At 40.8% G+C, this 24,361-nt stretch carries 26 protein-coding genes and 1 tRNA gene; 16 read left to right on the top strand and 11 right to left on the bottom strand.

Annotated elements, in window-relative coordinates; translation table 11 throughout:
* Positions 1-20: 20 nt before the first annotated feature.
* On the bottom strand, positions 21-509 hold the full coding sequence (locus MKO06_RS00780; protein ID WP_241550433.1) for a metallophosphoesterase family protein: 489 nt from the start codon (positions 507-509) through the stop codon (positions 21-23).
* A gap of 110 nt (positions 510-619) precedes the next feature.
* On the opposite strand from MKO06_RS00780, the gene truA reads away from it, so the two are divergent.
* Positions 620-1,366, top strand: coding sequence for a tRNA pseudouridine(38-40) synthase TruA (gene truA, locus MKO06_RS00775; protein ID WP_241550432.1), 747 nt, complete (start codon positions 620-622; stop codon positions 1,364-1,366).
* Complete coding sequence (locus tag MKO06_RS00770) at positions 1,367-3,133, top strand: ABC transporter ATP-binding protein (protein ID WP_241550431.1); 1,767 nt, start codon at positions 1,367-1,369, stop codon at positions 3,131-3,133.
* Positions 3,134-3,153: 20 nt separating this feature from the next.
* On the opposite strand, the gene cdaA is transcribed toward MKO06_RS00770, so the two are convergent.
* Both cdaA and folP read right to left on the bottom strand, forming a co-directional pair.
* A complete protein-coding gene (cdaA, locus tag MKO06_RS00765) occupies positions 3,154-3,927 on the bottom strand; it encodes a diadenylate cyclase CdaA (protein WP_241550430.1) in 774 nt (257 codons plus the stop codon).
* Positions 3,928-3,964: 37 nt separating this feature from the next.
* Complete coding sequence (gene folP, locus MKO06_RS00760; protein WP_241550429.1) at positions 3,965-4,789, bottom strand: dihydropteroate synthase; 825 nt, start codon at positions 4,787-4,789, stop codon at positions 3,965-3,967.
* 86 nt (positions 4,790-4,875) lie between these two features.
* Here folP and MKO06_RS00755 point away from each other — a divergent pair, with 86 nt between their 5' ends.
* The 7 genes from MKO06_RS00755 to MKO06_RS00725 all read left to right on the top strand — a co-directional run bounded on the left by MKO06_RS00755 (position 4,876) and on the right by MKO06_RS00725 (position 9,939).
* Complete coding sequence (locus MKO06_RS00755; protein WP_241550428.1) at positions 4,876-5,433, top strand: DUF1599 domain-containing protein; 558 nt, start codon at positions 4,876-4,878, stop codon at positions 5,431-5,433.
* Positions 5,434-5,450: 17 nt separating this feature from the next.
* Complete coding sequence (locus tag MKO06_RS00750; protein ID WP_241550427.1) at positions 5,451-6,545, top strand: BT_3928 family protein; 1,095 nt, start codon at positions 5,451-5,453, stop codon at positions 6,543-6,545.
* 140 nt (positions 6,546-6,685) lie between these two features.
* The gene (gene tpiA, locus MKO06_RS00745) at positions 6,686-7,438 is read left to right on the top strand and encodes a triose-phosphate isomerase (RefSeq protein ID WP_241550426.1); all 753 of its coding nucleotides are present in this window, start codon (positions 6,686-6,688) and stop codon (positions 7,436-7,438) included.
* Between the two features lies 1 nt (position 7,439).
* Positions 7,440-8,273: a 50S ribosomal protein L11 methyltransferase gene (gene prmA, locus MKO06_RS00740; protein WP_241550425.1), complete on the top strand. Its 834-nt coding sequence runs from the start codon at positions 7,440-7,442 to the stop codon at positions 8,271-8,273.
* 52 nt (positions 8,274-8,325) lie between these two features.
* A complete protein-coding gene (locus MKO06_RS00735; RefSeq protein ID WP_241550424.1) occupies positions 8,326-8,601 on the top strand; it encodes an ATP-dependent Clp protease adaptor ClpS in 276 nt (91 codons plus the stop codon).
* A gap of 287 nt (positions 8,602-8,888) precedes the next feature.
* Complete coding sequence (locus MKO06_RS00730; RefSeq protein ID WP_241550423.1) at positions 8,889-9,722, top strand: M57 family metalloprotease; 834 nt, start codon at positions 8,889-8,891, stop codon at positions 9,720-9,722.
* Positions 9,723-9,865: 143 nt separating this feature from the next.
* Positions 9,866-9,939: transfer RNA gene (locus MKO06_RS00725), tRNA-Arg, on the top strand.
* 107 nt (positions 9,940-10,046) lie between these two features.
* Here MKO06_RS00725 and MKO06_RS00720 read toward each other — a convergent pair.
* The 4 genes from MKO06_RS00720 to MKO06_RS00705 form a co-directional block, all read right to left on the bottom strand.
* Positions 10,047-10,250 carry a hypothetical protein gene (locus tag MKO06_RS00720; RefSeq protein WP_241550422.1) on the bottom strand — a complete coding sequence of 68 codons (204 nt, stop codon included), beginning with the start codon at positions 10,248-10,250 and terminating at the stop codon, positions 10,047-10,049.
* 399 nt (positions 10,251-10,649) lie between these two features.
* A complete protein-coding gene (locus MKO06_RS00715; RefSeq protein ID WP_241550421.1) occupies positions 10,650-11,972 on the bottom strand; it encodes a sigma-54-dependent transcriptional regulator in 1,323 nt (440 codons plus the stop codon).
* Between the two features lie 2 nt (positions 11,973-11,974).
* Positions 11,975-13,072, bottom strand: a complete 1,098-nt coding sequence (locus tag MKO06_RS00710) for a sensor histidine kinase (RefSeq protein WP_241550420.1) — start codon at positions 13,070-13,072, stop codon at positions 11,975-11,977.
* A gap of 18 nt (positions 13,073-13,090) precedes the next feature.
* Positions 13,091-13,297, bottom strand: coding sequence for a hypothetical protein (locus MKO06_RS00705; protein ID WP_241550419.1), 207 nt, complete (start codon positions 13,295-13,297; stop codon positions 13,091-13,093).
* Positions 13,298-13,370: 73 nt separating this feature from the next.
* On the opposite strand from MKO06_RS00705, the gene MKO06_RS00700 reads away from it, so the two are divergent.
* The 3 genes from MKO06_RS00700 to MKO06_RS00690 all read left to right on the top strand — a co-directional run bounded on the left by MKO06_RS00700 (position 13,371) and on the right by MKO06_RS00690 (position 15,802).
* Positions 13,371-13,544: a hypothetical protein gene (locus MKO06_RS00700; protein WP_241550418.1), complete on the top strand. Its 174-nt coding sequence runs from the start codon at positions 13,371-13,373 to the stop codon at positions 13,542-13,544.
* 96 nt (positions 13,545-13,640) lie between these two features.
* On the top strand, positions 13,641-14,438 hold the full coding sequence (locus MKO06_RS17110; RefSeq protein ID WP_241550417.1) for a helix-turn-helix transcriptional regulator: 798 nt from the start codon (positions 13,641-13,643) through the stop codon (positions 14,436-14,438).
* A gap of 56 nt (positions 14,439-14,494) precedes the next feature.
* Positions 14,495-15,802, top strand: coding sequence for a serine hydrolase (locus MKO06_RS00690; protein ID WP_241550416.1), 1,308 nt, complete (start codon positions 14,495-14,497; stop codon positions 15,800-15,802).
* A 395-nt stretch (positions 15,803-16,197) separates the two neighbouring features.
* Here MKO06_RS00690 and MKO06_RS00685 read toward each other — a convergent pair whose 3' ends face one another.
* Positions 16,198-16,566 carry a hypothetical protein gene (locus MKO06_RS00685; protein ID WP_241550415.1) on the bottom strand — a complete coding sequence of 123 codons (369 nt, stop codon included), beginning with the start codon at positions 16,564-16,566 and terminating at the stop codon, positions 16,198-16,200.
* A gap of 94 nt (positions 16,567-16,660) precedes the next feature.
* Between MKO06_RS00685 and MKO06_RS00680 the strand changes: the two genes are divergently transcribed.
* Positions 16,661-17,395 (top strand): SOS response-associated peptidase, encoded by a 735-nt coding sequence (locus MKO06_RS00680; RefSeq protein ID WP_241550414.1) that lies wholly within the window; start codon positions 16,661-16,663, stop codon positions 17,393-17,395.
* A gap of 419 nt (positions 17,396-17,814) precedes the next feature.
* On the opposite strand, the gene MKO06_RS00675 is transcribed toward MKO06_RS00680, so the two are convergent.
* Positions 17,815-18,705, bottom strand: a complete 891-nt coding sequence (locus MKO06_RS00675; RefSeq protein WP_241550413.1) for a LysR family transcriptional regulator — start codon at positions 18,703-18,705, stop codon at positions 17,815-17,817.
* An 84-nt stretch (positions 18,706-18,789) separates the two neighbouring features.
* Between MKO06_RS00675 and hutH the strand changes: the two genes are divergently transcribed.
* Both hutH and MKO06_RS00665 read left to right on the top strand, forming a co-directional pair.
* A complete protein-coding gene (gene hutH / locus MKO06_RS00670) occupies positions 18,790-20,280 on the top strand; it encodes a histidine ammonia-lyase (protein ID WP_241550412.1) in 1,491 nt (496 codons plus the stop codon).
* Positions 20,281-20,286: 6 nt separating this feature from the next.
* On the top strand, positions 20,287-22,284 hold the full coding sequence (locus MKO06_RS00665; RefSeq protein ID WP_241550411.1) for a urocanate hydratase: 1,998 nt from the start codon (positions 20,287-20,289) through the stop codon (positions 22,282-22,284).
* A gap of 69 nt (positions 22,285-22,353) precedes the next feature.
* Here MKO06_RS00665 and MKO06_RS00660 read toward each other — a convergent pair whose 3' ends face one another.
* The gene (locus MKO06_RS00660) at positions 22,354-22,854 is read right to left on the bottom strand and encodes a RidA family protein (RefSeq protein ID WP_241550410.1); all 501 of its coding nucleotides are present in this window, start codon (positions 22,852-22,854) and stop codon (positions 22,354-22,356) included.
* Positions 22,855-23,018: 164 nt separating this feature from the next.
* Complete coding sequence (locus MKO06_RS00655) at positions 23,019-23,366, bottom strand: hypothetical protein (protein ID WP_241550409.1); 348 nt, start codon at positions 23,364-23,366, stop codon at positions 23,019-23,021.
* A gap of 339 nt (positions 23,367-23,705) precedes the next feature.
* Between MKO06_RS00655 and MKO06_RS00650 the strand changes: the two genes are divergently transcribed.
* Positions 23,706-24,359, top strand: a complete 654-nt coding sequence (locus tag MKO06_RS00650) for a DUF2461 domain-containing protein (protein ID WP_241550408.1) — start codon at positions 23,706-23,708, stop codon at positions 24,357-24,359.
* The last annotated feature ends 2 nt before the right edge of the window (positions 24,360-24,361 follow it).

Raw genomic sequence — 24,361 nt, 5'->3', positions numbered from 1 at the left:
CTTAGCTTCGGGTTTTTTTATTATTCCAGTTCAATTACTTCGAGGTCTTTGATGTCCTTTCCATCAATTTTGAACCGGAGCATGGTGCGTTTCTTATGAAAACCCTGTTTCCCGGCTGCACCCGGATTCATATGCAGCAATCCCAGGTTTTTATCGTTCATCACCTTAAGAATATGGGAGTGCCCAGAGATAAATATCTTAGGAGGATTTATCCTGATCTCTTCCTTGACTGGCGGGGAATAGCGACCGGGATAGCCTCCAATATGCGTGATCCAAACATCAACTTCTTCACACATGAACCTATTATTCAACGGGAATTCTTTTCTGATTTTTGCGTTATCGATATTTCCATAAACAGCTTTTAGTGGTTTCAAGGCTTGAAGTTGATCGGTCACCTCCAAATCGCCAATATCGCCTGCATGCCATATTTCATCTGCCTGGCCGGCATAATGAAGGATGCGGTCATCTATATGACCGTGAGTATCGCTAAGCAATAAAATCTTTTTCAAAGCAAACTGATTTTTAAAATTGGTTTAACAAAGGATGGAAGGGATAAGCCTTACTCCTTGGTAGAATTGCCTTATCTTTGCATTTCGCTAATATAAAAAAGAAAGCGGGCTTGAGGTATTTTATTGAACTCTCTTATTTTGGAAAGGCCTATCATGGCTGGCAGAATCAGCCTTCAGCCGTTAGTGTACAGGAGGTTCTTGAATCTAAGCTCAGCATGGTTTTGCGTGAAAAAATTGACATCGTGGGTGCTGGACGCACCGATGCGGGAGTTCATGCTCTTCAAATGTTTGCTCATTTCGATCACGACCAGCAGTTGGATACAGCCCAGCTAAAGTATAAGCTCAATTCCATGCTTCCGAAAGATATAGCGGTTGCCAATATTTTCGAGGTAAGGCAGGATGCTCACGCCCGGTTTGATGCGGTCTCAAGAAGCTATGAATATCATATTGTTCTGGAAAAGGATGCTTTTTCTCATGATTTTGCCTGGCTGGTGAAGTTGCCGCTGGATGTCAAAAAAATGAATCAGGCAGCTGATATTCTGAAAGAATACACTAATTTTAAAAGTTTCTCCCGAAGTAGGACCGATGTAAAAACCTATAATTGCCGGATAGATCACGCCGAATGGAGGAAAGATGGAAATCGATTGATCTTTCATATTACGGCAGACAGGTTCTTGAGAAATATGGTTAGAGCGATCGTTGGAACCTTGACCAATATCGGGCAGGGGAAATATTCCGTAGATCGACTGAAGGAAATTATAGAAAGTGAAGATCGTGGAAAGGCCGGAGCATCGGTTCCCGCCCACGGATTATATCTAAGCAGGATCGTTTATCCTGAAAATATTATGAAAGAATAGATGGCTTCTAAGACAGGTAATGCATTTGATATGGATCTATTTAAGCGATTGCTTAAATACACCAATCCTTATAAACGAATCTTTTATTTCGTTGGCATTGCGGCCATACTGGTCTCACTTTTTGCTGTTCTGAGGCCTATCCTTCTTCAGAATACCGTTGATGAGGCCCTTATTCCTGCCGATTTTGAAAGCCTGATTTACTATGTAAGTCTTATGCTCGGGGTTCTTCTGCTCGAGGTGATTTTTCAGTTTTGTTTTATCTATTACGCAAACTGGCTTGGCCAGGAAGTGGTGCGTGATATACGGGTGAAGCTGTTCAGGCATATGCTTGGCTTCAGAATGAAGTATTATGATAAGTCGGCAGTTGGGAGACTGGTAACCAGGGCGGTTAGTGATATTGAAACCATTGCAAGCATTTTTAGCCAGGGACTTTTTATGATCATTAGTGATCTGCTAAAAATGCTGGTGGTTCTTGGTGTGATGTTCTATAAAAGCTGGGAACTCACCCTGCTGGTCTTAACCGTTTTACCATTCATTCTTTATGCGACCCGGGTTTTTCAGAAAAAGATGAAACTGGCCTTTGAAGAGGTTAGAACCCAGGTGGCCGATTTAAATACCTTCGTACAGGAACGAATCACCGGGATGAAGATCGTTCAGTTATTTACAAGGGAAAAGACCGAATATGCCAATTTCAGGGAAATAAATGATAAACACCGTAAAGCATGGGTGAAGACCGTATGGTACAACTCCATATTTTTCCCTATTGCCGAAATGTCCACGTCCATAACAATCGGGCTTATCGTATGGTTTGGCGGATTGAGGGTAGTGGCCGGGGACGACATGACCTTGGGTATTATCGTCGCTTTTATAGAGCTATCCCAAATGCTTTTCAGGCCTTTGAGACAGATCGCCGATAAGTTCAATACGCTCCAAATGGGTATGGTCGCCGCCAACCGGGTTTTCGGAATTTTGGATACCCAGTCCAGTATTGAGGATAACGGAATGATCGAGATCGACGACCTTAAGGGAGAGATAGAATTCAAAGATGTTCGGTTTAGTTATGTGGATGATGAAGAGGTTCTTAAAGGTGTTTCCTTTAAAGTGGAAGCCGGGGAGACCGTGGCGATCGTTGGCGCAACCGGGGCTGGAAAGTCTACTATCATCAATTTACTGAATAGATTTTATGAGATCGATAGCGGTACCATACAGGTTGATGGAACTGATATCAGGGATATTAAACTGCAATCCTTAAGAGCGCAAATCGCTGTCGTTCTACAGAACGTGTTTTTGTTCGCCGATACGATCATGAATAATATAAACCTGGATAACCCGGACATTTCTGAAGAAGATGTGATTGCAGCCGCCAAACAAATCGGTATCCATGAGTTCATCAATACCCTGCCCAACGGCTACCAGTATAATGTAAAGGAACGCGGTGCCATGCTATCTTCAGGGCAACGACAGCTAATTTCATTCCTCAGGGCTTATGTCACCAATCCGAGTATCCTTGTCCTGGATGAGGCTACTTCCTCTGTAGATTCCTATAGTGAACAACTTATTCAGGATGCGACCGATAAGATCACCCAGGGCCGTACTTCCATTGTGATCGCTCACCGTTTGGCGACCATTAAAAAAGCCGATAAGATCATCGTGATGGACCAGGGTGAGATCGTGGAAATGGGGAACCACAGGGAATTGCTTCAAAAACCTGAAGGTTATTACAAGAAACTCTATGAAGTTCAGTTTAAGGCTGAGGAGGCAATATAATTATAAGAAAAAATAAGGGTTTATTTAAGATCCTCTTTCAGTCTTTCCCTTAATTCATCCATGGTTTCAAACATTACGAATTGTCCGTCTCTTATGTAAGAGGTCTGTCCGGATTCTTCACTAACCACCAGTGCAAGTGCATCTGTCTTTTCAGTGATCCCAACGGCCGCGCGATGTCGCAAACCAAAACGTAACGGGATAGACCTGTCGTTGGATACTGGAAGAATTACGCGGGTAGCGGTGATCTTGTTTTCTTCGATGATCATGGCGCCGTCATGTAACGGGCTGTTTTTGAAAAATATCGATTCAATGATAGGCTGGTTAAGATCGATCTTCATCTTATCCCCTGTATTTTTTACGAAGTCCAGCTTGTTGCTCCTTTGAATAATTATTAGCGCCCCGGTATAGGAATTTCCCATACTTTCACAGGCATTCACAATGGCATCTATATCGGTATTAGACTCAAAATCATCCCGGCTGAATTTAAAACTGCGAAAGAATCTTCCTTTTTGCGTGAAATTGGTGGACCCGATCATCAAAAGGAATTTCCTGATCTCCTGTTGAAAAACCACGATCAATGCAAATACACCAACCCCAATGAATTCGCCCAGCACACTGCTTAGCAGTTCCATTTGAAGCAACTGCGTAAGGAGCCAGGCCAGGTAGATCACCACGATCCCTATAAAGATATTTACGGCGGCTGTACCCCTTACCAGCTTGTAAACATAATATAATAGCAGGGCTACAAATACTATGTCGAGAATATCGAGAATTCGAAGGTCAATAATGTCCAAGTTGCCGGGGTTTTATGTAAAAATAGAAAATCTAATTTTAGTTTATCAATTCACGGGTTAATTTGATGCTTTCTACAGATTCTCTTACGTCGTGAACCCTTAAGATATTTGCTCCTTTGGTCAGCGCAATCGAATTTAAAACGGTCGTTCCGTTCAGGGCCTCTTCAGGCGTGATGCCCAGTTTTTTCCAGATCATGCTTTTCCTTGAAATGCCGGCCAGAAGAGGTAATTCGAGGTTTTTGAATAATTCCAGTTTAGAAAGCAGCTCATAGTTTTGTTCGATGTTTTTAGCGAAACCAAAGCCGGGATCAATAATTAGGTCATTTATACCATGCTCCCTTGCAGCCTTTATTCGTTCTGAAAAATAAAACAGAATATCCCCCAACAGGTCGTGATACTGGTTAAGGTCTTTCATGTTTTGGGGAGTTCCCTTCATATGCATCATAATATACGGAACCTGGTATTGAGCAATGGTTTTCATCATATTTTCGTCCAGCTTTCCTGCCGAAATATCGTTGATCATTGCAGCGCCAGCTTCAAGGCTTTTTTCGGCTACCTTAGCCCTAAAGGTATCTATGGATATAATCGCCTTCGGAAAATTCTTCAGGATACTTTCAATGGAAGGCAACATTCGCTTCAGTTCTTCTTCTGCCGAAATATCATCGGCTCCAGGCCGGGAACTATAGGCTCCAAGATCCAGGAAATCGGCTCCTTCGTTCAGCATTTTTTCCGAAGCCATTAAGATCTCCTTTTCTGAAACAGACCTGCTTCCGCTGAAAAAAGAGTCGGGAGTAATATTAATGATACCCATTACCTTGGGTTTGGAGAGGTCTATCAGGTTTCCTTTGCAATTGATGAACATGGATTTTCTGGCTTTAGGCTAGCGGAAGAAATAACTTTGACTATCTGAAATATTTGCCCGAAATTTACGCAAATTAGAACTACTTCATGCAGGAGACCTCAAAACAATACGATGCGGTAATAGCTGGTTGCCGTAGTTTGTTCCTAAATAAAATGAAAGATTACGGCTGTGCCTGGAGAATTTTAAGGCTGCCGTCACTTACCGACCAGATCTTTATCAAGGCTCAACGAATAAGGCAACTTCAGGAAAGCGGAACCCGCAAGGTAGATGAAGATGAGAAGTCTGAATTCATCGGGATCATCAATTACTCGGTCATGGCGCTTGTTCAGCTTGATAAGGGAGTGGCCGATCAGCCAGATCTTAATGCAGAGGAGGCGATAGGCCTGTACGATGAAAAGATCGCAGAAACCAAGGCCCTGATGATGAACAAGAATCATGATTACGGCGAGGCCTGGAGAGATATGCGAATTAGTTCCCTTACCGATCTCATCATTCAGAAATTATTGAGAGTAAAACAGATCGAGGATAATAAAGGTCAAACACTGGTAAGTGAAGGCATAGACGCCAATTACCAGGATATGATCAATTATTCGGTATTTGCGATGATACATTTTATGGAGGCTGAAGAAAAGGCTGTTAAATAAATCAAATTTATATACGCATGAAAGCAATTGTAAATGTGGCCAGGGTGCTGGTTGGAGTTCTATTTATTTTTTCGGGGTTTATCAAGCTGAACGATCCTGTAGGTTTTTCCTTTAAACTGCAGGAATATTTCAGTGAACCCGTTCTGGATATTCCATTCCTGATCCCTTTCGCACTTATCATTGCCATCATGATCGTGATCTTTGAACTAGTGCTTGGCATCATGCTTCTCATAGGGTATGCACCAAAGTTTACCAGCTGGTGCCTTTTGCTAATGATATTGTTTTTTACTTTCCTTACATTTTATTCGGCCTACTTTAATAAAGTGACAGATTGCGGCTGTTTTGGAGACGCGATCCCGCTTACTCCGTGGCAATCGTTCTATAAAGATGTGATCCTGCTTGTGCTGATCCTTATCATTTTCTTCAATAAAAAATACCTTACGCCGGTTTTCCATCCAAAATCTCACCGATGGATCATTTTTGGTTCGTTTATCGCCTGTTTCGCGTTTTGTTATTATGTGCTCATGCATCTTCCGGTCTTCGACTTCAGGCCTTATAAAATAGGGAATAATATCTCTGAAAAAATGAGTATTCCAGAGGATGCTCCGGAGCCTGTTTATGAGTATGAATGGAAATTCAATCAAAACGGGGAGGAAAAGATCATCAGGAATGAAGGAGCATACCCGCAGGTTGAAGGAGAATTCGTAGGAGTGGAGACCACGCAGATCGCGGAAGGCTACGTGCCGCCAATCCATGATTTCGTGATCGAAGGAGAAGAAGGCGACATTACCGAACAGATCCTGCAGGAAGATAAGGTGTTCCTGGTTGTAGCTTACAATTTAAGGTCTACCGAGCGGGAAGGGTACAAAGCCGTAAAATCACTCAGCGAGGAAGCGCTTAATAAAGGTTATCGGGTCGTTGGACTAACTGCTTCGGGAAGTGAACTTCAGAATGCACTCAAAAAGAAATATGATCTTAATTTTGAGTTCTATCAAACCGATGAAACGACTCTAAAAACCATCGTTAGGTCTAATCCGGGCTTGCTTACCCTGGAAAAAGGCACCATCACCCAGAAGAAACACTGGTTTGATGCTTCTGATATCAAACTGTGATCACAGGAAAACCTGCATCGATTTCTTTAAAATTTGAGCTTTTGCATGGGTTTAAGATTCATTCAGGCTCTCATTACTTATATTTGTTATAAAGCTGAATAAACTATTGATTCAGTTCAATCTTCAATTTAAAATTTATCATGAGAAAAAATATCGTAGCCGGAAACTGGAAAATGAATAAGGATCTTGCTGAAACTGAAGAACTCATCAGCAAATTAAAACTTCAGATGGTAAAAGAGCCTGAAGCTACTGTAATGGTGGCGCCGGCTTTCACGAATTTGTATCCGGCCTTCCAGGCATTGCGCAATACACCAATCTACGTAGCCGCTCAAAATATGCATGAAAGCGAAAGCGGTGCCTTTACCGGTGAAGTTTCAGCATCTATGCTTAAAAGTATTGGTATTACAACCGTAATTCTGGGGCATAGTGAACGCAGGGCGTATTTTAATGAAACCAATGAACTGCTGGAGAAAAAGGTGAAGGCGGCGATAGATAATGAGATGACAGTGATCTTCTGCTTCGGGGAAGAATTGGAAGACAGGAAGAACGACAGGCATTTCGACCTGGTAGAATCACAATTGAAGGAAGCACTTTTTCAACTTCCAAAGAATGCGTGGAATAACATCATTCTTGCCTATGAACCAGTCTGGGCCATTGGAACCGGTGAAACGGCGACCCCGGAACAGGCGCAGGAAATGCATAAACACATCAGGAATCTTCTGGAAAAGAATATAGGTGCCGAAGTAGCTAAGAATACCTCTATTCTATATGGAGGAAGTGTGAAGCCAGACAATGCCCGCGAAATCTTCGCAAAGGAAGATGTAGATGGTGGTCTTATTGGTGGAGCGAGTTTGAATGCGGTAGATTTCGTTAAGATTGTAAATTCTTTTTAAGATGGCAGGTAATTACCTGGAATTTCAGTTCATTATAGAGCCGGTACAGCCGGCTTCAGAGATCCTTATCGCCGAACTGGGATACCTGGGATTTGAAAGTTTTGTGGAGAACGACAATGGCATTACGGCTTATATTCCGGTAGAGGAATATGAAGACGACCTGCTGGCAAACGTTCATATCCTTCAATCTGAAGAATTCGAGATCAATTTTAACGTGAATGAGATCGAACGATTGAACTGGAACGAGGAATGGGAGAAGAACTTTACGCCCATACAGGTTGATGAACATTGCAGCGTTAGGGCACCATTCCATCCTAAAACAGATGTAGAGTTTGACATAATCATAGAGCCTAAAATGTCATTTGGGACAGGCCATCACGCCACGACTCATATGATGATTCAGCTTATTCTGAAAAATGACTGGGAAAATAAATCGGTTTTGGATATGGGCTGCGGAACCGGGGTTCTGGCTATTCTGGCAGCAATGAAAGGTGCAACACCTGTAGATGCGATCGATATCGATAACTGGTGTTATTTGAACACGCTCGAGAATATTTCCCGAAACGATTGCGAACATATCAATGTGGAAGAGGGTGGCGCCGAATTACTGGAAGGCCGCAAGTACGATATGATTTTGGCGAATATCAACCGTAATATTTTGCTGCGTGATCTTCCGGTCTATGAAAAATGCCTGAATGAACAGGGAAATATATTCCTGAGCGGATTCTATAAAAGGGACCTTCCGGTGATAGAAAAAGCCTGTAAGGATCTCGGCCTGGATTTTGTCGAAAATATAGAAAGGAACGATTGGATCGCTGCAAAGTTTTCAAGATGAGGTTTTTATCATAATTTGTATATTTGAAGAGATGACGAGAAAATAACGGAAGATGAGCACAAAAGAAGAATTATTAGAAAAGGTTGAAGTAAAGACCAAAGACAAGAAAGAAAATCAGATCGTGTTGTATAATGATGATTACAATACCTTTGATCATGTAATAGAAACACTTATATATGCCTGTGACCATACGCCCGAACAGGCAGAGCAATGTTCCATCCTGGTTCATTATAAAGGAAAATGTACGGTGAAGACCGGTCCTTTCGAAGATCTGAAACCCAGATGTTCCAAGCTACTCGATGCAGGCTTAAGTGCAGAGATCGTATAAACAAAAGCTGATATTTTAATTATATAAAGGACCTTTTAAAGGTCCTTTTTTTATGCTTTTTATCGATCTGTCAGTCCCAGTCCTAGCCATTTGGCTTGGAATAAAGATTTTTTAATATTCTAAAAAAATCGGTTAAAGTGTTTTAAAAAAACGTTTAAATGAACGGTTTTCATAAAAAAATTAGTTTATTTAGGAAAATTCTTACTTTTTAACAATTGATAAGCCTAGTAAATCCATAGAAATATCTAGTTTACGACCAGTACCCCATAACCTAAACTAATCTATTTATGAAAACAATTAGACTTTTTAATGTATTACTAATTCTAGGCTTGCTGGTTTCCTGTAATAAGGATGAGGTGGCCGATTCCAATCAGGAAATGGCAGAATCGTCAAACAAGGAAGTTTCAAAAGCCATCCGGGACCAGGTGACCGATCTTCATTTCAATTCGAAGCATATTGAACTGAATAAGATGCTTTTACCCGATGGAAGTTTTACCGAGAATTACCTCATTGAAGGTGATATCGCGATGACAGAGGAGCAGCTATTCAGTATGTCTCCGGCTTCTATCGAGAATAAACAGTACCGCACCTATAACCTGGTGAGTACACCAAGGACTATTAATGTGATTGGCTATACAGGCGGGAGCCAGGCTCTTACCAGTAAGCAACGAACTGCCTTGCAATATGCCCTTGGAAATTATAACTCATTAAACCTGGGAATCACTTTCACGCTAACATTTGGAACCAATTACGGGCCTTATGATATCGTTGTGTACCAGAATCCAAACGGAGAGGCTGGTGGTGTTGCTGGTTTCCCAAGTGGAGGTAATCCATACAAATACGTGCAGATCTATTCTGGAATGGAAAATTACAGTGTAGATACCAATGAGCATGTGATCACCCACGAGATTGGCCATTCTGTAGGCTTAAGGCATACCGACTGGTTTAGCCGTCAGAGTTGTGGACAGAGTGGAGAAAGTGCTGGATCAGACGGAGCTGTTCATATCCCGGGAACGCCAACCGGCTATGATTCCAATTCCATTATGTTAGCCTGCTTTAGTGCGAATGAAGATGGAGAATTTGGATATTATGATACTGTTGCCCTAAACTACTTATATTAAAATTAAACTCAAATCAGAGGGTACTAAAGGAAAAGGCGGGATCCCCGCCTTTTTTATTTATTTTTCCTGAAAAGAGTTTTTAAATTTATTAAATAGATTTATATTTGCACCCGCTTTGCAGAACAGTAAGGCAATCAATTTAAGGCCTCGTGGCGCAACTGAATAGCGCATCTGATTACGGCTCAGAAGGTTCCAGGTTTGAATCCTGGCGAGGTCACTAAAAACAAGAAGAAAACGCCAGGTTTTACCTGAGCGTTTTTTTTTATCTAAAACTTTAAGGTTTAATAACTGTGAAAATCTTATTGTAGAATTTGAATCATAGAATTAATCTACTTCTTCTCCGGTAAGTGCCGTCTTTCCAAAGCGAATTACCGCAATAATCCCAAGGGCGAATAGGCTGAACAGGAAAATTACTGTGAACATATTTTCCTCCCAGATATTCTTATAAAACTCCTGGTGTAAATAAATTGATCTAAAAAATACTACCAGTACCACAAAAATTAAGCTTTTAGCTGTCCTGCTTTTCATAATAGGAATTTTTAAAATCTGGATAGCACCCTTTTATATGGGTATTAGGAAACCTGGCGCTATCAGGATTATTAATACAAAGTTTTATTCTGTTATGTTTGCAATTTTCCTGGTTCAAAAATCCACTGGTATCTATACCAATCTCGCTTTCTTCTTTCAAATTTTAAAACCTGGTTTATCTCTTAAATCGCCAGATCAGGTTTTTAATTTGGAATCTTTTTGACCACCTGGATATTACGTTCTTATAAAACTCAATTCCTATGCCTTCAAATTTGAATAAATAGGTAGATGCTGTGAAGTGTTGTAAATGAAGGGACTGGAGGGTTTAGAATTTTTTTAAGTTATGTTTAAACCGGTTCAAAAAGTATCAGTCGGGTAAAATTGTACCGCTACGGTTAACTACTTTAGTTTCTCTCTGAGCGTTTTTCGGTTGATCTGCAGAATTTCAGGGGCTTTCGTTTTATTATTGTCAACGCTGGCCAGTATTTTCAAAATATAATCCCTTTCTACCTCCTTCAAAGACTTCAATTCTGAGGAGATTTCGGGTACAGGATATTTCAGGTAAGACGGTAAATGGTCGATGTCAATGATATCTTCGCTCATGATGATGGCGCGCTGGATTACATTTTCCAGTTCCCTCACATTGCCAGGCCAGTTATAGGATTTCAGCAATTCTATAGCCTTTTCAGAAAATTCAAGCCTGGGTTTGGAATACTCCTTTTTATATTTCCTCAGAAAGTTTTCGGCCAATAGTGGGATGTCTGAAGCATGTGTCCGTAAAGGAGGAGTTTCAATGTTCACCACGTTCAGGCGATAAAATAGATCTTCACGAAAATTTCCATTTTTAACCATTTCTTTAAGGTCGCTGTTGGTGGCTGCGATTATTCTTAGTTCAACTTTTTGAGCGGTATGTTCGCCAATCTTTCGAACCTCTTTCTCCTGTAAAACCCTTAACAATCTGGTTTGAACATTTGATGGCGCATTGCCAATTTCATCCAGGAAAATGGTACCACCATTAGCCGCCTGGAAAAATCCTTCCCTGTTTTCATTGGCTCCGGTAAAAGCACCCTTCTTATAACCAAAAAGTTCCGATTCCAACAGGTCTTCCGGTATGGCTCCGCAATTGACTGCGATAAAGGGATTTGCAGCGAACGAACCTTTATAATGGATCGCTCTTGCCACCAGTTCTTTTCCTGTTCCGCTTTCACCCTCAATCAAAACCGTAGCCCTGTTGTTCTTAAGCCTTTCGATAATATCGATAAGCTGGTTGATCTTTTCAGACTTTCCTACGATCCCGGCATAAACTATAGAAGCTGAATTTTCAGGATTTTTCCGTTCACTTTTCAAGGTCTCCAGGGGCAGTGACTTTTCTACCGAAGTCTTAAGTTCGCCTGCAGTAAAAGGTTTAACCAGGTAATCCAGCGCTCCAGATTTAATGGCATTTAAAGCGCCATCAATGGAAGGGTAGCCGGTAATAACCAGTTTGGGCAGTTTCGGGAAATGATCGTCTGCATATTTGATCAATTCCATTCCACCAATACCCGGCATTTGAAGATCTGTGATAAGCAGGTCAACCGAGTTGTATTTCAAAATGTTGATGGCCTCAATGGCCGATGAAGCCTTGAATGAATGAAAATCCAGATCCTTTAAATGTCGCTGCAACAACTCGAGCATATCGTAATCATCATCAACAATAAGAATATTTGCCTTTTTTAGTGCCATGCTTACAGCTTTAAGGGAAGTTGGATCTGGAATACGGTTCCCTGCGGATCATTGTCAAAATTAATAATTTCTCCTCTATGACTTTTGATGATCCCATGCACCACGCTTAATCCTAACCCGGAACCTTCTCCAATGGGTTTGGTAGTGAAAAAAGGTTCAAAGATCTTAGGTTTGATATCTTCAGGAATTCCCGGACCCTGGTCTTTAACTTTCAGTGTAAAATAGGTTGAAGTACTGCTAACTTCAATGCTAATGATGCTGTTTTCCGGAGAAACATGTATTGCATTGATCAGGAGATTGAATAAAACCTGGGTAAATTGGATGACATCTACCTGTGCCTTGAGCTGTGGATCATCGATCTGAAAATCGCAGGAGACCCCGGCTTTCTGAAAATTCTGAGATAATAACGCTAGAGCCTGGTCAATGATAGGTTTCACTTCAGCAAATTCCTTTTGCTGCGGCATTTCGCAGGCGAAGAACATCAATTTCTTGACGATCTCACGGGAATAGATAGCTGCCTTAATGATCTTTTGAGCATCGCTATGGGTCTGGTCTTCTTTTGTACTGGTTTCGATCAGTTCTGCAAAACCCAGTATATTGCCCAGAGGTGTGTTTAATTCATGCGCAATGCCCGCAGTTATCTCACCCAGTATCGAGAGCCGGTCGCTTCTTTCGGCGCTTCTTTTTAAAAGTTCCTCTTTCTTGGCGATTTCCCGGCGTTCGATCAATTCACTTATTTCAATTGCGATCTTATCAAGGAGTTTTTGTTCTTCCTCTAAAAAATGCGCTGTACCTATTTTTTCAAGATCGTAATGGATAGTAATATTTCCGCGATGCTCTTCAAATACCCTGATGGGACTCTGCTGAAGGATTTTATTTTCAGGAATCGGAGAGGTTGAATAGGAAAAGTCTGTAATGCTTAGCTCAACTACCGCATGTTTTGGATACAGCCAGGCTTTTTTGGTGATCTGGCATATTTCCTTAAAGGTTTTTGATATGGAATGGTCATGTTTCCGTATGGCCGTGGATACGTCGTATAAGCATGAAAGTTCTTTTACACGCTCCTCCAGTTTTTTGGATAAAGAAATCTCATCAGCCATATATAACTTACCTTTCCTTTAAAGACCCGGGATTTCATGCATTTTTCCATTCCGGGATTCGCCTAAAACAACGATGTCCTTACTTTCCTTATATTCTTCAATGGCTTCCTGGAGCTGCTCTTTGGTATCCCTTCTTATTTTGACTCCGGTGCTGCTATTCTTATTTCGTACTTCAATATAAAATCCGTCTTTTAGATCTTTCGGTTTTGAGGAAGGCCTTCCCATAATTCTAATTTTTTGCTTAATATAACGAAGATTATTTATTTCTCCATTCCGGGACTGGATGTTGGGCTAATTAATGATGAGAAATAATTGCGAATGGCTGTTTGAATTAGCCCGCCTGAAACAGCCAAGGCAAGCAAATCAAGGTAAGTTAGATTATATTTACAGGGATGAACGTAAAAGCGATCCAGACTGGGTGGCCTTTTTCTTATTTTTAATTCAGAACCAGAAAAGTGAAGTGGGGCCTTAAAATATTTGAAAATGATTATAAGGTGCTGGAGTTTTCTGAATATTTAAAAACTGGATTGGCAGTAAGTGAAAAATGAACTACTATTTATTTTGATTCGTGATCATTCAAACCTCTCATCCCGATAAGGCTCTAGCTGATTTTGTTAAGGAATATTACTTCATTCGGATAAATTCTGATAATAAGCCCAGGCAAATTCCAATCATTGATGATTGCCATTATGATCTTGTTTTCTTTAAAGAAGCCAGAGCTAGTTTTTTCTATGGTAATCCTCAACATAAAATAGACTTTGAAAATAAGGTCTTTACCATTCATGATCTAAGTCCGCCTTACAAAATTTGCTTCGAAGACTCTCTCAGTTTTTTTACCATAAAATTACAACCCTGGGCTAATAGCTACTTTTTTTCATGGATCGGGGAAAGCGGAATCATTGGTATAGAAAATTTAGATTCTAAACCTTTAGAGTTTTATAATATAGCTTTTGAAAAGGATTTTTCGGTTGACATTTTCGGGCTGGCAGATAGGTTCATGCTTCAAAATAGGTTGGAGCTTACCGCTTCCATGAAATTGGTTAAATCAATATGTGAATATATTCATCAGAAAAAAGGCATGGTCACGGTCCAGGAATTAAGTACAGAATTTGCCAGGTCCAGGCAATATTTAAACAGGACTTTTAAAAAAGAGGTCCTGTACAGCCTAAAATTTTATATTACGATGGTTCGGATCTTAGACCTGGTTAAATATAAATCGAAACACAGCGAATTGGCCTTAACAGAAGTCTGCTATGAGTATGGCTATTTTGACCAACCTCATTTTATCAATGATTTCAAGAAGGTCTGCGGAATTACTCCCAGTAAGTTCTTTGCCAATTTGCCTGAATTCTTACTCCGCCATTAAATGGTTTCCATTTTTACAATTCTGGGATTCAGAAATGTAGCTACTTTGAAAAAATTATGAAACATCTACTGAAAATACTCCTGCTTGTTCTAGTTGGATTCCACCAGAATATGAATTCCCAGCAGGCTTTGGACAAGCAATTTGATTCCATCGCAGAAATTGGAGACGAATATCTTTCCAGGCTTACAGAATTAAAAAATTTCAATGGAGTCGTTCTTCTGAAGAAGGGAGATGAGATCGTACTTAGGAAGGCATATAATATTTCCAGGGATACCAGCTCCACTCTTTTTGTTATGGAAAACAGCCAGTTCGATCTAAGATCTGTTGCCAAGTTATTTGCGAAAATAAGTGTTCTCAAACTCGAACAGGAGCAGAAGATAAACAGGAAACATAGCATTTCTGAATACATTCCCGATTTCCCGAACGGAGCTCAAATTACTATTGAGCACCTGATGACCAACTCTTCCGGTTTGCCAAGGGAATTTAAAAATGGGGATATAGCGTATAGAGAATTACAACCCGGACAAATCATAGAATTGGCTAAAAAGGAAAACCTTGAGTTTAAACCTGGATCAAAAGAACAATATTCAAATGTTGGCTTTCAGCTTCTATACTACATAATTGGGGAAATAAATGGCTCATCTTTCCATGAGTACCTGGAAGAACAGGTCTTTAAACCTTTAGGTATGCATTCGTCCGGAAGTAACTTCGGCAGTGATGAAAACTTAAAAAACGCTTATGCTTTTGGGCATTACCTGGGTAAGGATAAAGAAATTATATGTGAGTGTGCTTTTCCTTCAGATGAAATGAGAATGGGGAATCTGTATTCTACAGTAGGCGATCTGGATTCGTTCCTGGCTCATCTTAATAAGGAAGATCACCAGGATTTGATCGTTGATGGAAGTATCTCGCATGCCGGCGGCACCCGGGGGAAACGAGCCTATATTGAAAGGAACTTCGCAGATGATTATAGCATTGTTTTTCTTGCGAACTATGATGCTATTCCGTTTGAACAACTGGTGAAAGATCTGCAGGATATTCTGAATGGAAAGTCGGTTGAAATGCCAAAAGCCATAGAACGTAAGGTTGCTGAAGTTCCGGTTGAGATTTTAAAAAAATATGAGGGAACTTATGACTTGGTAGATGCCGGCCATATTATGTTAACTATCAGGCTGGAGAATGACAATTTGTATGTGTATCAAAAGGGTGAAAACAACGGCATCTTATATCCTGAAAATGAAACTACCTTCTTTGGAGATAAGAATTCCAAGGAGTCGGTTGAATTCGTGCAAGATGAGAACGGGGATTATTATATGTTGTTGGATTTTCAGGGAGTACAATGGAAAGGGATAAAGATCGAATAATCACTCTGCAATGATAAGGGAACTCAATTTTTTTATTCTGAACAGTGCCACATAAGTGAAATTTTCTGCTGATCAATAAAAAGCATGAATTAAAAGCAACTGGTAGCCTTATGCGCCTTTTCTAATTCAGTCTTATCCAATACATCTGCCCCGAAAAGTTTCATCGGTTTCATTGACTTTTTCTGGATTTCGGCCTACTAACCTGATCTTATTGGTATGAGCAGAATGAGCTTTTTTGCCAGTTCTACGCCTATTGCTTCACCTGAAGCTATTATCGTTCGCATATAGTCTGAGATTGAATTTATATTGGGTACTTCCACTAGGTAGGACATGCTTATTTAAGATAAAACTATTCCTTGCCTTGGTTGTGACATTTTTTAATTTCTCAACGGACTCTAGTTTTTCTTATATAAAAACTCACTTCTGTTAAACTCAACCATTTTTTCTTTACTAACCTCAAGGTCCCTGGCAATCCTTTTTGCCATCAGTTTATCTACCCCTTCCTTAAGCATATGAAATTCCAGACGCTGCCGTATCACCTCCTTCCAGGTTTTATAATTACCCTGGTGAATAGATTTGCATTCGAACCTGTTGCTCCTGTGGTCAAATATTAGGGTACAAATACACAGGTCAATTATGGGTGAATTTTCTGAAATTCTCTTGGCCATATACCAGTAATCCACCTCGATTCCCAGATGTGGTTCACTTAATTTTTCAACGCTGCGCCTGTAAAAGATCCCTCCGTATGCCTTTTCTAAACTCATAAAACAAAAATAGGAATAAATCCATAAAAATGGAAAATAGCCAATTGAAAATTGAAATACATTATTCGTATTTTTAATCGAAACTTTGTGAATAATGTGTTACCAAAAATCCCTCTATCAGTCTGAAATCAACCTTACCAGGTATATTAAAAAGCCGCCTATAGAACCCGATATCCTGGAGCCTTATCATTTAAATGACGGATTTGCCCATAATATGGTTTACATAGTGCCTATGGATGAACCTGATCACTGGTACCCGGCCAGCTGGGGGCTTGTACCTTCCTATTCAGATGCCGAAACTTTTTATAAAGAAGGTAGATATAACACCCTGAATGCCCGTGACGATAAGATTTTTGATTCCAGGCTTTATTCCGGGCCCATTCGGGAAGGGAGATGCCTTGTTTTTGCAGATGGATTTTTTGAGCCCCACCATATTGGTAAACAAAGTCAGCCATACTTTTGCTATCTCGAAAAAAGCAAGGATTATTTGGATCGTGAGATTTTCACTTTTGCCGGTATTTGTAATAAAGACAGGTCTGGCAATTACTCGGTAAGTCTTATAACGGTTAAGGCTAATCCACTTTTCGAAAAAGTACATAATAAGGCCCAGCGTATGCCTCTGGTTCTTGATCCCGGTATGGAAAATGAGTGGATAGCTGGAACTCAGCCAGACCCGGTAATCAGGGATATGATGAATAGCGGGTTTACCTCAAAACAGTTCCTGGCGCATCCAGTGATCAATTACCGGCTAAAGAGGAACAGGGATCTAAAGGAAACCAGCAAGGTGGTTGAGCCTGCTGAGCCACTTGACCCGTTTATGGAACTTTAGGTGCTTTGTGTACAGGTCCTATAAACACAGGTAGACTCCAAGTATAATTAAACCAGTTCCCAATAATCCGATAAGAAATTTTTGTCCTCGATTCCATTCCGGTCTGAAAAGCATCCAGGTTAAAAAACATAATATAAGGCCAATGGCGAGTCCAACCATAACGGCTTCGAAAGAGATAGAAGACATTTTATATAGTTCTGTTTAATTTCTGAATCTAATTGAAACAAGACCAGGTCATATTGAAAATCTTAGATGATGGTAGTATTCACTATCAGACCTTAAATGAATTTCAAAAAAATGGAAACCTAAAAATTCAAATAAATTGCAGGAATAAATTTTTTCTAATTTATAATCTTCACGAATTATTTAAAAGGGGTTTATTCCCCTTTTATTATTCTCCTTTTATCTGGAATGACTCTTTATGATTTTATTTCCAAAGTTTCCCTGATATAATTCTGAAGATTTTCAAGAACCGGGTTCCGCCTGTTCTTATTCCAGATCGCGTTTAAAACGGTTCGCTGGCTGCTGTCGTTCAATTCTATGAATTTTATATTGAGATCATAACCATATTGAAGGGACCGTGGCACTATGGAAATCCCGAATTTGTTCTCCACAAGCCTGAAGATCGAACTGGCATGTATGGTTTCATGGGAGATGATAGGCGATATTCCATATTCCTCGAAAATGAGCATGACTTTATTGTAATAAGACGGACTGTAATTTGCGTCAAACATGATGAAAGCTTCATCTTTGAGCTGTTGCAAACCTTCGAAATTATCACTGTTTACGGGGTGATCTCCAGGTAAAACAAGGCAGAAAGGTTCTTCAAGAACCGGAACCATTCTGAGGCTTTCTGGGACTCTTTCCAGTCGCACGAACCCTATGTCCAGGGATTGCGATAATAAATGGTTTACCTGCTGCTGGTTGTCCAGTTCCTTCAAATTGAAAACGATCTTTCCAAATTCTTCCCTGAATTGCAGGAGTAGTTCCGGGATCACCCGGTTCATGGCCGAGCCAATATAGCCAATCCTTAATTTTCCCTTTATTCCACTGTCTATGAGCCTGGCATGTTCAATGAGATTATGAAGTTCACCAATATTGCTTTTAAATTCTGAATAGAGATATTCCCCGGCAGGCGTTAATTGCACCGATCTGTTATTGCGAACAAATAGGCTAAGGTCCAGTTCTTCCTCCAGTTGCCTGATCTGTCGGCTTAAACCGGGTTGAGTAATAAAAAGCTTCTCAGCAGCTTTCCTGAAGTGTAGCTCTTCAGCAGTTACCAGGAAATATCGAATCTGTCTGTATTCCATTGATTACCTTAAGTTATTATTCATTAAATAAATAGGTATTATTAGGCATTAAAAATAATAATAACTTTGAAAAAAAAGATAGAGATGTTTAGATTCGGAATAGATGAACTATCGGTAGAAAAGGTGATCGCAATTAGCCAGAATCGCCTTAAGGCAGAGTTGACCGAAGAGGCTAAGGAAAAGGTTCAGCTTAGCCGGAACAGGGTAGAAACCATGGGGAACGGGAATAAGGCTGTGTATGGAATCAATACCGGTTTCGGGCCTTTATGCGACACCCAGATAACACCGAGCGAAGTAAGTAAATTACAGGAAAACCTACTGATCACCCATGCAGTTGGAGTAGGGGAGCCTATTTCACGTGATCTCTCCAAGATCATGATGATCTGCAAGCTTCATGCCCTTTGCCAGGGCTTTAGTGGTGTCAGGCTTGAATTGATAGAGCGAATCCTATATTTCCTAAATAATGAGCTTTTGCCTGTAGTACCGGAACAGGGTTCTGTAGGAGCTTCGGGAGATCTTGCGCCACTGGCTCATTTGTTCCTTCCGCTTATCGGAGAGGGTGAGTTCTGGATGGGTGATGAAATTGTTCCGGCTAAAAAGGTCCTGGAAGATCATAATTTAACTCCATTGCACTTACAGGCCAAGGAAGGCTTAGGACTCATAAACGGAACCCAGTTCATCCTGGCTCACGCCATCCTGGGTATCCATAGAATGGATTATTTGCTGGATCTTGCCGATCTTACCGGGACCATGAGCCTGGAGGGTTTCCAGGGGAGTGCTTCTCCCTTCAAGGCGGCTTTACATGCCGTTAGGCCTTTTAAGGGAAGTATGGAAGTGGCAAAACGCATTACTGCCTTTTTAAAGGATTCTGAAAACCTCGCGAATCACTTTGATTGCCCGCGCATACAGGATCCATATTCCATCAGGTGCATGCCTCAGGTTCATGGCGCTTCGCGTAACGCAATAGACCACTTGAAGGAACTGGCCAGCATAGAGATGAATTCGGTAACCGATAATCCTATTGTGATAAGTGAAACCGAAGCTATTTCCGGCGGAAACTTCCACGGTCAGCCACTGGCTATGGCACTTGATTATGCATCGATTGCTGCAGCAGAACTTGGAAATATAGCAGACAGGAGATGTTATTTACTAACCGAAGGAAAATATGGTTTACCGAGGTTGCTTACCCGTCATGGAGGTTTGAATTCGGGTCTTATGATCCCTCAATATACCACGGCAGCTTTGGTAACCGAAAATAAATCGCTTTGTTTCCCACCTTCAGCAGATAGCGTTCCAACTTCCCTGGGACAGGAAGACCATGTTTCCATGGGAAGTATTTCTGGGCGTAAGTTCAACCAGATCATCGGGAACCTGGAGAAGATTCTGGCCATAGAAATCCTATACGCCACCCAGGCCATGGAATTCAGAAGACCCAACAAATTTTCAGAAGTACTGGAACAAAACTTTAGCCTGGTGCGATCTAAAGTAGCCATGCTGGAAGAAGACCGCGTTCTAAAAGATGATATTCAGGCTTTAATAGACATGGTAAGGGATCGCGCATTTACCGTAAAATAGGAAATTATGACGTTCAAAGAGAAGATCTTACAGGGAATACCTAAGGAATTACCATCAAAAAGGGAATATCCACAAGGGATTAATCCTGCACCAAAAAGGAAGGACATACTTTCAAGAGATGAGAAACAACTGGCCATCAGGAATGCCTTGCGATATTTTCCTAAAGAATGGCATGCGGAACTTGCCAGGGAATTTGCTCAGGAATTAAATGATTTTGGGCGTATATACATGTACCGTTTCAAGCCCGATTACGAGATCTACGCCCGTGGTATCAAGGAATATCCGGCCAAATGCTCACAGGCAGCAGCCATTATGCTCATGATTCAGAATAACCTGGATCCCAAGGTTGCCCAGCATCCGGAAGAACTCATCACCTACGGAGGTAATGGGGCCGTTTTCCAGAACTGGGCGCAATACCTGCTGGTCATGCAATACCTTGCTACAATGACCGAGGATCAAACCCTGCATTTATATTCTGGTCATCCCATGGGCTTGTTTCCTTCATCCAAGGAAGCTCCAAGGGTTGTGGTGACTAACGGAATGATGATCCCTAATTATTCCAGGCCAGACGACTGGGAAAGATACAATGCGCTTGGAGTTACCCAATACGGGCAGATGACGGCCGGTTCGTTCATGTACATCGGGCCTCAGGGTATAGTCCATGGTACGACCATTACAGTGATGAATGCCTTTAGAAAGATCCTTAAAAAAGGAGAAACGCCTGAAGGCAAAATTTTCCTAACCGCTGGCCTGGGAGGGATGAGTGGTGCGCAACCAAAAGCAGGAAATATCGCCGGTTGTATTAGCATTTGTGCGGAGGTTAACCCTAAAGCTGCTACTAAAAGGCATGAGCAGGGATGGGTTGATGTTCTTATTGAAAATATGGATGAATTGCTTGCAAGAGTCCGTCTTGCGATTAACAACAAAGAGGTTGTATCCATCGCATATATTGGCAATATCGTTGAGGTATGGGAACGTTTCTACCAAGAGGATATTTATGTACATGTTGGTTCAGACCAGACCTCACTTCATATTCCATGGACAGGAGGATATTATCCCGTGGGAATATCTTATGAAGAATCGAATCGCCTCATCAGGGAAGAACCCGATTTATTTAAGGCAAAAGTTCAGGAATCCCTTCGCAGGCATGCGGCAGCGATCAATAAACATGCGGCAAGGGGAACCTATTTCTTTGATTATGGAAATGCCTTTTTACTCGAAGCTTCCAGGGCAGGGGCAGATGTTATGGCTGAAAATGGGATAGATTTTAAATATCCTTCCTACGTACAGGATATTCTTGGACCCATGTGTTTTGATTATGGATTCGGGCCATTTAGATGGGTGTGTACTTCATGTAAACTTGAAGACCTTGATGCAACCGATCAGATCGCCATGGATGTGCTGAATGAAATGCTGAAAGAATCTCCTGAAGAAATCCAACTGCAGATGCAGGATAATATCACCTGGATCAAAGATGCCAAAAAGAATAAAATGGTAGTTGGTTCACAGGCGAGGATATTGTATGCCGATGCCGAAGGCCGCATCAGGATCGCCCAGGCTTTCAATAAAGCGATCGCAGAAGGGAAAATAGGTCCTGTGGTACTGGGAAGAGATCACCATGATGTAAGTGGAACCGATTCTCCTTACCGGGAAACCTCGAATATTTACGACGGAAGCAAGTTTACGGCCGATATGGCTATTCATAACGTAATTGGGGACAGCTTTAGAGGTGCCACCTGGGTTTCCATTCATAATGGAGGTGGAGTAGGATGGGGAGAAGTGACCAATGGTGGATTTGGAATGCTGCTGGACGGGACAGCCGAGGCCAAAAAGAGGCTTGAAAATATGCTTTTCTATGATGTTAACAACGGGATCTCGAGAAGAAGCTGGGCTCGTAACGATCATGCGATTTTTGCCATAAAAAGGGAAATGGAAAGAACCCCTGGATTAAAGGTCACGCTTCCGAACCTTGTTGAGGATGAGCTGTTAAAAGATCTTTTCTAAGCAATTAGTAAATAAAACATCTATAGCTACTGGAAGGCTTTTAAGAACTTCGGTGGTTATAGATGTCTTTTAATTTTCCAGTTCTACCACTACCTCGATTTCAACAGCGATATTCGAAGGCAGGGAGCAATGTCCTACGGCTGCACGGGCATGCTTGCCCTTTTCGCCAAATACTTCTACCATTAGGTCAGAAAAACCATTGATCACTTTTGGCTGGTCATAAAATTCTGGAGTTGAATTCACCATTCCGCGAACCTTTACAAATTGTTTGATCCTGCTTAGGTCGCCGGTAGCTGCCTTTAAAGTGCTAATAATGTCGACTCCCGTTTGCCTGGCCGCCTGGTAACCCTCTTCAACGCTGAGGTCTCTTCCCAGCTTACCTTTTAGTTCGCTTCCGTCGCCTGCCAGGAAAAGCAAATTTCCAACCTGTCTCCATTTGACAAAATTAGCTGAGGGCGACTGTACCTCAAGTAGTTCAATACCCAATTCATCCAGTTTTTCTTCAGGAGTTTGAGAGGTGGTGATCTGTATACTGAAAAATAGGAAGAGAAAAAAACAGGTAGATTTCATGTTTAGTTGGTTTAAATGATAACTTCTGGATATGCCAGCTGATTAAAATTAAGAATAAAATGATGAAATCTAATTGGTCTTATATCGGTATTACCAAATGCGGAAATCATAAAAAAACCCGCCAGGTTAAATGACGGGTCTTTTCTTACCAGAGGTAATATGCATCAATCACTGTATGCATTTTTTAAAAGCGATCTTGAAATCCGGGTTGGTGATTGTTTATTGGTAAGGGTGGGAGGAATGTTCGAATCATCAACCCCCAGGCATCGCATATGATCGATAAGATTTTCCTTAACACAGTTCTCAATTTCACCAATGGTCACTCGATAGCAAGATTTGCGAACGTACATATCTTTCCTATCAAAAAGTTTGGTCGTTATATCCAGATCAATATTTTTTCCATTTACGCGACTGGATAAATAATAATTAAATTTGATGTCTTTTTTGCCTTCAAGGGGAGAATCAGCAAGCTTGGGGATATAAATATGATCCCCTAGTAATTGGTACTTCATTTTGGGCTGGTTTTTATCAATTAGGTAGCCTAAATATAAAAAAAACGAAGCTTATTTTTTAGCTTTTTCACGTATAAAATGGATTTATATGTCTGAAAATCAAGCTATTTAGACTCATTTAAAAAATCGAATAATTAATCAGGTCAATAGTAATGCAAGATTCAGCCAGATTAAACAGAGTTGTAGACTTCCCGATGAACTCAGTAAAAAGTAGATGAAATTACGATTTGAATTTCTCGTTTAATTTGATTAATCAAAACTAAACTTCCCGGTTTGTGAAAAGTTCAAAATATTTAGACTTCGCTGGAATTCTTTAATATCTTAGGAGAAAACTAACTGATGAGCTTTCGAAAACTTTTCGACTTTCTTCGCGATTTAAATAAGAATAACCATAAGGAGTGGATGGACTCACACCGGAAGGAATATTTTGAGGTTCGTGATTTCTTTATCGATTGGCTCAATCAGCTGGATATGCGCCTGGCCAGTATTGATCCCGATTACTCGCCAACCACAGGGAAAAATGCCATAAACAGGATCAATAATAATCTATTATTTCATCCAGATAAACCGGTTTATAAAGACCATTTCAGCGGGGGACTCGATAAGGAAAAAGGCAAGGGAGATTTTTATATTCATATTGGGATTAATGAGTGCTTTGTGGCTGGAGGTTTTTACAGGCCTCCTAAAAAGGTCCTGGATAGTCTTAGGGCTGCTATCGATTATAACGGGGAAGAACTCAGGAAGATTCTCAACGATCCTTCCTTTAAAGACAGTTTTGAGGAACTTATAAAGGACGAAAGACTTAAAACCGCTCCAAAAGGTTATTCACAGGAGCATCGGCATATAGATCTTTTGCGTAACAAGAGTTTTGCAGTAATGCATTCTTTTACTCAAAAGGAAGTGATGCAGGAAGATTTTCAGGATAAAATTATTGAGCTTTACAAAAAGATGCTGCCGTTCAGGCGATATCTTAATAAAGCTGTCACCGTTTAAAA

This window comes from Christiangramia oceanisediminis (genome assembly GCF_022570735.2).
Lineage (GTDB): Bacteria > Bacteroidota > Bacteroidia > Flavobacteriales > Flavobacteriaceae > Christiangramia > Christiangramia oceanisediminis.
Note: the sequence above shows the minus strand (reverse complement) of the source record. Positions and strands in the feature narration are given on the sequence as shown.